The following is a 7,695-nucleotide window of genomic DNA, read 5'->3' on the forward strand; positions in this document are numbered from 1 at the left end:
CTAAGTCGTCCTTAGGGAAAGGTATTCTATTTTCATTTAAACTAATTTATCCTATATCAAAATAACTCCTCCTTAAAATGTTGTTGTAAACGATATCATTTAATAGGTAGTGGGGAGGGGGATAGAAAACGAGCTAAGTCATTCCTAATGAAAAGGAAAGAGGATGCAAATATAAGATTTGCATCCTCTTTTTGTACTTGTTTTGTATTGTATTGCTAGTTTTATTAAGTTTCACACGGTATGTACTAGTAAAAATCATACTAATGGTTTATCTTTGATTTCTTTTGGTTTCCGTGGGTATTGTTTCGGTGTTTTACCTGTTTTCTTGATGTACAGAATGGCTCGTTTATCGTCTAAGGTTGGTAAAGTAACAGTCCTTATTTCTTCGATAGTAGCTTTTAGTATGCTAAGGGCTTTATTAGATTCTTTAACTTCTTCTTCGTAGATAGCTCCTTTTAAAGCAACTACATATCCACCTTCTTTTACATATGGCACAGTCCATTCTAAAAGAATCGGCAAACGTGCCACGGCACGGCTCGTAGCAATATCAAAGCTTTCACGGTAATCTTGATGACTCAAATCCTCCGCACGTCCGTGTAAGGTAGTACAGTTCGTCAGTTTTAGTTCATCTATAACCGATTCCAAAAAGTTAAGCCGCTTTTTTAAAGAATCAAACAGGGTAACCTTGAGGCTACGGTCATAGATAGCCAATGGAATACCAGGAAAACCTGCACCGGTACCAACATCGATAATCGTCATGCCAGATTTGATAATTTCAGAATCATAACATGAGAGGGAGTCAATCATATGCTTAATCACGACCTCTTTCATGTTTGTGATACCGGTTAGATTGAGATATTTATTTGTTTCAATCATATGCACATAATACAAATAAAAGTCTTTTGCTTGCTCTTCCGTACAGAGCAAACCAAAATGACTCATTTGCTCCATCATATATGAAACAAATTCAGACAGAGGTGCTATAGGCACATCGTATTTTTCTTTCATAAGTACTCCTAATGAATTGTCTAATATGTATACGACAATAAGATTTGTAGGAAATATCTTTTAAAAAGTTCATATAAAATGCATGTTATTACATGAATTCATATTATTACATGCTATTTTTATTTACTTCTGTTGTATTGCTCTAATTGGATCAATAGAACAGATACGTCTGCAGGGGAGACGCCAGAGATACGGCTTGCTTGGCCGATGGAGTGAGGACGAATCTTGTTGAGCTTTTGTTGAGCTTCAAGAGAAATGCCCTTAATTTCTGTGTAGTCCCATTCTTTTGGAAGAATTTTTTCTTCTAGTTTGCGAACTTTATCGACTTGGTCCATTTGCTTTTTAATGTACCCTTCGTAGGTAATGGAAATATCGACAGCCTCTTCTACATCAGGTGTATAGCGTTTCAAACCAAATGCATCAGCTACAATGGCGTAAGAGAGTTCATTACGTTTTACTAAATCATAAGCATGAATACCTGTTCTAATAGGTGCTGTACCTAAACCTTCAAGCAAAACTTGTGTTTCTTTAGACGGATTGACAGGTGTATTTCGTAACATATCCATTGCTTCTTCGATAGCAGCTTTCTTTGCTGTAAATTTGGCCCAACGATCGTCTTTTACAAGACCGATTTCACGGCCTTTTTCTGTAAGACGCAGGTCTGCATTATCTTGACGAAGCAATAGACGGTATTCACTGCGGCTTGTCATCATGCGGTACGGTTCATTTGTCCCTTTTGTTACAAGATCATCGATAAGAACACCGATGTACGCTTCGGAGCGAGCAAGGATGAACGGTTCCTTCCCTTGAATCCACAATGCTGCGTTGATACCAGCCATGAGGCCTTGAGCAGCCGCTTCTTCATAGCCAGATGTACCGTTGGCTTGACCTGCAGAGTAGAGACCTTCAATATGTTTCACTTGAAGTGCTGGTGTTAATTGCGTTGGATTCAAGCAATCGTATTCGATAGCATAGGCAGGACGCATAATTTCAACATTCTCAAGACCTGGGATGGTACGCAAGAAAGCATATTGTACATCCATTGGAAGAGACGTACTCATACCTTGTACATACATTTCATTTGTACCCGTGCCTTCTGGTTCTACGAATAATTGATGGCGTTCTTTATCGGCAAAGCGCACTACTTTATCTTCGATGGAAGGACAGTAACGAGGGCCTACGCCTTCGATTTTGCCACTATACATAGGAGCCCGGTGAATATTGCTATGAATGATTTCGTGCGTTTCTTTATTAGTATAGGTCAACCAACATACATCTTCATTACGATTAATCCATTCATCCATGAAGGAAAATGCGTGATGATGTGCATCGCCTTCTTGAACTACCATATTTTCGAGGTTTAAAGTACGTTTATCTACACGTGCTGGTGTACCCGTCTTAAAGCGCATCAATTCAATACCATTATCGAGTAAGGATTGAGAGAAATGTTCCGCTACGCGTTGACCATTTGGACCGCCCACATAATCGATATCACCGATGAGGATTTTACCTTTCAAATAGGTACCTGTACAAAGAATAATAGCCTTAGCACCATAAAATTCACCAAGCTCTGTAACGATACCTATTACCTTATCATCCTCAACCTTAAGTTCTGTCACCATAATTTGCTTAACATTAAGATTATCTGTATTCTCCAATGTTTGTTTCATCAAATGTTGGTATTTAATCTTGTCGGATTGGCAGCGCAAAGAATGAACGGCAGGTCCTTTGCCCATATTGAGCATACGCATTTGGATAGCTGTAGCATCCGCATTGATACCCATTTGACCGCCTAATGCGTCAACTTCGTAAACAAGATGGCTTTTACCAGGGCCACCCACGGCAGGGTTGCACGGCATAAGCGCAATATTATCTAAACTGATGGTCGCCATCAACGTGCGATGACCCATGCGAGCAGTGGCAAGAGCCGCCTCACAACCAGCATGACCGCCACCGATGACGATGACATCATAATTATCTACTGTGTACATATCAATTAAATTCCTTATATTTGTTACTTATCTTATTGTAAAAGTTTAAATCACTTACCAAGGCAAAAACGACTAAACAATTCATCTATCATGCTTTCTCGGATGGTATCGCCCGTGATGTCGCCTAGTAGTTCCCAAGCGCTACGCAGGTCGGTGGCTACAAAATCTACAGGCATGCCCATGTCGATAGAGGAGAGGGCTTGTTCTACTTGAGCCTTCGCTTGTTCCATGAGGCTGATGTGGCGCACATTACTGATCATGGCGCTATTGTCTTGTTTTACGCGACCGCCGTAGACGAGTTCTTGCACCCATTTGGCAAGAACCGCAGAGCCTTCACCTTCTTTAGCACTGATTCGTTCGATAGCCGTGAAGGTTCCGTGTTCTTTAATATTTTCATCTGTAACGACTTGTGCCACATCGGACTTATTAAGGAGTACGATAGTATTCAAACCGCTCACAGAGGTCAAAATTTCGATTTCTTCAGGGGTTAAAGAAGTAGATCCGTCAATAACGCAGAGCACGATGTCTGCTTTGTTAATATAATCGCGAGCACGCTCCACACCGAGGGCTTCCACCGTATCTTGTGTGTCGCGAATACCTGCTGTATCGATGAGGCGCAAGGAAATGCCTTCTACGGTCATATATTCTTCAATACTATCGCGTGTCGTCCCCGGAATATCCGTTACGATAGCGCGATTTTCGCGCAAGAGAGCGTTCATCAAGCTCGATTTACCTGCATTTGGACGGCCTACGATAACCGTCGTAATACCGTCCCGAATAAGGCGACCTGTATTAGCTGTGGACAAGAGTTCATCCATAGCTTTCAAAATAGGCTGCAACTGTTCACGAACCTCTTGGCTCGTTACGTCTTCTATATCCTCCTCAGGATAATCAATGGTTACCTCTAAATGAGCAATCATGGCGATGAGCTGTTCTCGCACATCTTTTACAAAGGACGAAACAGTTCCATCTAGCTGAGCCACAGCGAGGGAGAGGGAGTCCTCCGTTTTTGCTTCAATAATATCAATGATCGCCTCCGCTTGGGTGAGGTCGATACGTCCGTTCATAAAGGCACGCTTCGTAAATTCGCCGGCCTCAGCCATGCGTACATCATGATTGACGAGCAATTTCAGAATTTGTCGAACCGGCACAATGCCACCGTGACACTGGATTTCTACCACATCTTCCGCCGTGTAAGAATGAGGGCCTTTCATTAATAATACAAGAACCTCGTCGATGGTCTTGTTCGTTGTAGGATCCACAATGGTCCCATATTGTATCGTTCTATTTTGGCAATCCATCAAAGGAACGGTGCCAGTGCTCTTGAACAGGCTATTTACAATAGGAAAACTATCCTTGCCGCTAACACGAATAATACCAACCCCACCGATGCCGGGCGGTGTCGCAATGGCCGCTATTGTATCATCTATATACATACATATCTCCGTATTTCGATTATTATCTTTTATATGTTCTTCGCCTGTGAAAGTTAAACTAAACCAATCTTACCCGTGCGAAGATTAACTTAGGTTAGCTTTCACCATAACCTAAAGAATAAAGGGAACAGCCCTCAAGTAACGGAGAATACCAGTTACCTGAAAGCTGCACCATTATATTTTATTTTTTGTACGAAATCACAACGTGACGGAATGGTTCATCCCCTTCACTGTTGGTAATAACATTTTTATCCCCTTGAAGGGCGGTATGAATGATTTTACGTTCAAAAGCATTCATCGGTTCTAAAGAAACCTTTTGACGATTGCGTTTCACCTTAAAAGCCAAGCGTTTCGCGAGATTCACCAATGTTTCTTCTCGGCGAGAACGATAATTTTCCACATCTACAACGATATGGCAATGGCCAGATACATCCTTGTGAGCCACGAGATTTGTTAAATATTGAATAGCATCCAATGTTTGACCATGTTTGCCGATCAAAATACCTAGCTCTTCGCCGTGTACTTGGAATGTAATCTTATCTTTCGTCATCATCTTCTCGATAACGACAGTAAGACCCATTTGTGTAAACATATCATCAAGGAATTGTTTACCCTTTTCAGCAATTTCTTGTTGATCTTCTTTTGAAAGTTCTTTTTTAGAAGGTTTTTCTTCTACAGTACTTTCAGAAGTTTCAGCTGCCGTATCTTGTACTTCTGTTTCGCTTGTTGCCACTGGTTCGGAAGCAATAGCTACAGATTGTTCTTTAACATTAGCTGCTTCTTCTGCAGTAGCAGATTTAGCTAAAGCGGTGAAGAATAAGCGAACAACTGCTGGTTTACGACCAATGCCTAAAAATCCACTAGAAGGTTGTTCTAAGACCTTAGTTTCTACCAATTCTTGGCCTTCAGAGGCCAATTGAGCTACACCTTTAGCAATGGCATCTTCAATGGTTTTAGCAGATACATCGATAAATTCCATAATTGCCTCCTACTTAGCGTTCAAATTTTTGTAAATGAAATGCTGTTGAATCAATTGGAATACGTTAGAAACTACCCAGTAGATAACGAGACCAGATGGGAAGCTCAAAGAAATGTAACCAATGAATAAAGGCATAAAGATTGTCATAATCTTTTGTTGTTGCGCAGCAGCACCAGTTGCACCACTACTAGTTTGACGAGACATAACCCATGTGGATAATGCACTCAAAATAGGTAAGATGTACATTGGATCTGGATCGCCAAGGCTAGGCAACCACAAGAATTGTACAAAGTTTGGATCATATGGGTAATCTTTCAAAGCCCAGTAAATCGCGATCAAGAATGGCATTTGCACCAATAGAGGCAAGCAACCAGCCAATGGGTTAACGCCCATTTCTTTGTACAATGCACCCATTTCCGCTTGCAGTTTTGCAGGATCGTTTTTATATTTATCTTGCAATTGTTTCATGCGAGGCTGCAATTCTTGCATAGCCTTCATGGATTTGATTTGCTTAACAGTAAGTGGTGCCAAAATCGCTTTAATAACGATTGTTAAAAGGATAATAGCCACACCGTAGCTTGGATAACCTATCATTTGAGTCAATTGGAACGCATAGGTTACCAATGTGCTCATTAAATCAACGATAGGTTGGAAAATACCACTTAAAAAGTCCATTGTTTCTCCTTTTTCATACAGTCCGAAATCGTCCTTTGCGCATCTATATATCGTTATGGTATGGTCTAAATTTCATCCATACAGATGCTCAGGTATTTCCAAAACTGTGCTAGATAATGATGGTGAAAGTTGCTTTCACAAAACACAAAACCAATATAATCCAAAATAGATTATGGAACTGGATCGTAGCCACCCTTATGGAAAGGATGACAGCGAAGAATGCGTTTTAAACCCATCCAGCTACCTTTCAAAGGACCATATTTTTCGATGGCCTGCAGAGTATATGTGGAACATGTCGGATAATAACGGCAACATCCAGGTTTTAAGGGAGATATGGCGAGCTGATAGAACCTAATTAAAAGTCGTAAAAGCATGGTTATACAGCGTTTCATGGAAACCTCCATATACACAAAAAGGACCAAAGCCTCTAACTTGTGGTCCTATTTATCATTTTGTATCAATAATTTGCTTTTCCGCAAGAGATACAAAATCTCCTTTTCCGCTTTTTCGTAGGTAGCGTTTTTCAGAGGGCCACGTCCAACAATTACGATATGATACCCTTCGCGAATGGCGTGCTGATTGAGGCGATATACCTCTTTCATAAGGCGTCTAGCTCGATTGCGCTCCACTGCACAACCAACCTTTTTACCTGTTACAAAACCAATGCGAGTAGGTTGCTTTGCCACGGGCATACGATACAGTACACACATACGGCCTACTTCGTATTTACCGTGCTTATACACAAGGCGATATTCATTATTGTGCGTCAGTCGTCTTGCTTTATCAAGGCAATAATCCATATGCATTGTCCTTAAGTCCTAAGAATAGAAAAACTTGGCAGCAGCGCCAAGTTTTTTCTCCTGCCTAACAGCTATTATATTATGCAGATAAGCGTTTTCTGCCTTTTGCACGTCTTCTTTTCAAAACGAGACGGCCACCGATAGTTTTCATGCGTTCACGGAAACCATGGGTACGTTTTCTCCAAAGAGTATTTGGTTGGTAAGTACGTTTCATTAGTAAAACACCTCCTCGTCATTTTGTATTGTTTTACTTATACCATAACAGGGTAATTATAGAGGTAAAACGTAAATTTGTCAATATAATAAAGGGGTTCTGCTGTGAGTTCTTGTATTTCTGAAAATAATTCTACTACACATTTTATCCTGTAATTGATGTTACGTTTCCATGGGGAGGAATATAGGGTCCTTCATCGCTCCATACGACACGTTTCTGTCAAAAATCCATATCTACACCTAACACTCCCTCTTGAAAAATCACTAATTTGTCATTTTTTTGATCATTTAGTTTTGATTATCTGAAGGTTAATGCTGTTATGTTCATCAATTACTTTTTCATCTATGTGTATAATAATCATAAAAATTATCTTATTGGAGGAGGGGACTGAAAACTACTTTTTGAGTGACTTACGCATCGTATGGAGCGATAAAAGTAGTTTTCAGTCCTTCCCCAAAAGTAATTGATAAACAAAAGATGAGCTAATTACTGAGTTATTAACACTTCTCCTTCAGATAATCAAAAGTTATCCACAGAATAAATGACAAACTAGTGATTTTTTGGTACAATCATACTTGAAATTAGGGAAAAT

The 7,695-nt window shown here is 40.2% G+C and carries 8 protein-coding genes; all 8 read right to left on the bottom strand.

Going from position 1 to position 7,695, the window contains the following annotated elements; genetic code table 11:
• Positions 1 to 255: 255 nt before the first annotated feature.
• Positions 256 to 1,008 carry a 16S rRNA (guanine(527)-N(7))-methyltransferase RsmG gene (gene rsmG, locus VPAR_RS09440; protein ID WP_012865042.1) on the bottom strand — a complete coding sequence of 251 codons (753 nt, stop codon included), beginning with the start codon at positions 1,006 to 1,008 and terminating at the stop codon, positions 256 to 258.
• A 119-nt stretch (positions 1,009 to 1,127) separates the two neighbouring features.
• On the bottom strand, positions 1,128 to 2,999 hold the full coding sequence (gene mnmG / locus VPAR_RS09445) for a tRNA uridine-5-carboxymethylaminomethyl(34) synthesis enzyme MnmG (protein ID WP_012865043.1): 1,872 nt from the start codon (positions 2,997 to 2,999) through the stop codon (positions 1,128 to 1,130).
• A 50-nt stretch (positions 3,000 to 3,049) separates the two neighbouring features.
• Positions 3,050 to 4,435, bottom strand: coding sequence for a tRNA uridine-5-carboxymethylaminomethyl(34) synthesis GTPase MnmE (gene mnmE, locus VPAR_RS09450; RefSeq protein ID WP_012865044.1), 1,386 nt, complete (start codon positions 4,433 to 4,435; stop codon positions 3,050 to 3,052).
• 181 nt (positions 4,436 to 4,616) lie between these two features.
• Positions 4,617 to 5,414: an RNA-binding cell elongation regulator Jag/EloR gene (jag, locus tag VPAR_RS09455; RefSeq protein ID WP_012865045.1), complete on the bottom strand. Its 798-nt coding sequence runs from the start codon at positions 5,412 to 5,414 to the stop codon at positions 4,617 to 4,619.
• A 9-nt stretch (positions 5,415 to 5,423) separates the two neighbouring features.
• On the bottom strand, positions 5,424 to 6,089 hold the full coding sequence (locus VPAR_RS09460) for a YidC/Oxa1 family membrane protein insertase (RefSeq protein WP_012865046.1): 666 nt from the start codon (positions 6,087 to 6,089) through the stop codon (positions 5,424 to 5,426).
• 170 nt (positions 6,090 to 6,259) lie between these two features.
• Positions 6,260 to 6,481, bottom strand: coding sequence for a membrane protein insertion efficiency factor YidD (yidD, locus tag VPAR_RS09575; RefSeq protein ID WP_012865047.1), 222 nt, complete (start codon positions 6,479 to 6,481; stop codon positions 6,260 to 6,262).
• Between the two features lie 48 nt (positions 6,482 to 6,529).
• Positions 6,530 to 6,889 (bottom strand): ribonuclease P protein component, encoded by a 360-nt coding sequence (gene rnpA / locus VPAR_RS09465; protein ID WP_004692947.1) that lies wholly within the window; start codon positions 6,887 to 6,889, stop codon positions 6,530 to 6,532.
• A 79-nt stretch (positions 6,890 to 6,968) separates the two neighbouring features.
• Positions 6,969 to 7,103, bottom strand: coding sequence for a 50S ribosomal protein L34 (gene rpmH / locus VPAR_RS09470; protein ID WP_004692946.1), 135 nt, complete (start codon positions 7,101 to 7,103; stop codon positions 6,969 to 6,971).
• Between the last annotated feature and the right edge of the window lie 592 nt (positions 7,104 to 7,695).

The sequence above is a fragment of the Veillonella parvula DSM 2008 genome, from assembly GCF_000024945.1.
Lineage (GTDB): Bacteria > Bacillota > Negativicutes > Veillonellales > Veillonellaceae > Veillonella > Veillonella parvula.

Coding starts and splice junctions, on each gene's coding strand:
- yidD (WP_012865047.1), bottom strand. CDS start 6,481: ATGAAACGCTGTATAACCATGCTTTTACGACTTTTAATTAGGTTCTAT.
- jag (WP_012865045.1), bottom strand. CDS start 5,414: ATGGAATTTATCGATGTATCTGCTAAAACCATTGAAGATGCCATTGCT.
- VPAR_RS09460 (WP_012865046.1), bottom strand. CDS start 6,089: ATGGACTTTTTAAGTGGTATTTTCCAACCTATCGTTGATTTAATGAGC.
- mnmG (WP_012865043.1), bottom strand. CDS start 2,999: ATGTACACAGTAGATAATTATGATGTCATCGTCATCGGTGGCGGTCAT.
- rpmH (WP_004692946.1), bottom strand. CDS start 7,103: ATGAAACGTACTTACCAACCAAATACTCTTTGGAGAAAACGTACCCAT.
- mnmE (WP_012865044.1), bottom strand. CDS start 4,435: ATGTATATAGATGATACAATAGCGGCCATTGCGACACCGCCCGGCATC.
- rnpA (WP_004692947.1), bottom strand. CDS start 6,889: ATGGATTATTGCCTTGATAAAGCAAGACGACTGACGCACAATAATGAA.
- rsmG (WP_012865042.1), bottom strand. CDS start 1,008: ATGAAAGAAAAATACGATGTGCCTATAGCACCTCTGTCTGAATTTGTT.